Origin of the sequence: Pseudostreptobacillus hongkongensis (assembly GCF_001559795.1) — a bacterium.
GTDB lineage: Bacteria > Fusobacteriota > Fusobacteriia > Fusobacteriales > Leptotrichiaceae > Pseudostreptobacillus > Pseudostreptobacillus hongkongensis.
In genome coordinates, this window is the sequence record NZ_LOHY01000144.1 from 1 (window position 1) to 485 (window position 485).

Annotated in this window: 2 protein-coding genes; one reads left to right on the top strand and one right to left on the bottom strand. The window is 30.1% G+C overall.

The genetic code is table 11. The features are described 5' to 3' along the window. Positions 1–288: transposase (locus AYC59_RS06955; protein WP_211260039.1), on the top strand; the 288-nt coding region annotated here is incomplete at its 5' end. Here the strand turns inward: AYC59_RS06955 and AYC59_RS06960 are convergent. After that, a partial coding sequence (locus tag AYC59_RS06960; protein ID WP_169792234.1) for a hypothetical protein occupies positions 265–485 on the bottom strand: 221 nt, incomplete at its 5' end. The two genes, AYC59_RS06955 and AYC59_RS06960, sit on opposite strands and share 24 nt — an antisense overlap.

Consider the following 485-nt stretch of genomic DNA (forward strand, 5'->3'; position numbering starts at 1 on the left):
TCTAAAGAATCTTTTAGAGCCTTTTTCACTAAGAAAAATATTCAATATCTAAGTGATGTTAAAGCCGTAGCTGTAGATATGAATGTTGCATATAATCAATTAGTAGAACAATATCTTCCTCATGTTGATATAGTATATGATAGATATCATATGCAAGCAGATTATGGTAAAAATGTTATGGGGCAGATTAGACTTGAAATAGCTAGAGAGAATCATTTAAAAGCTAAAGAATTATACGATATTATTAAATGTGAACAAGATACATTAAAGCGAAAAGAACTTAAATAATATTGAAACAGTATCAAATGGTAAGTCTAAGATTACATTAGGTGAAAATGGTATATCTATATCAGGTAAAGATGGTAAAGATGCAGTAGCTATTAATGGAACAGATGGAACAAATGGAGCTTCAATAGTAGTTAAAGGAAAAGACGGCAAAGATGGAATAAGCATTAAAGGTGGAAACGGAACAAATGCACCAACAA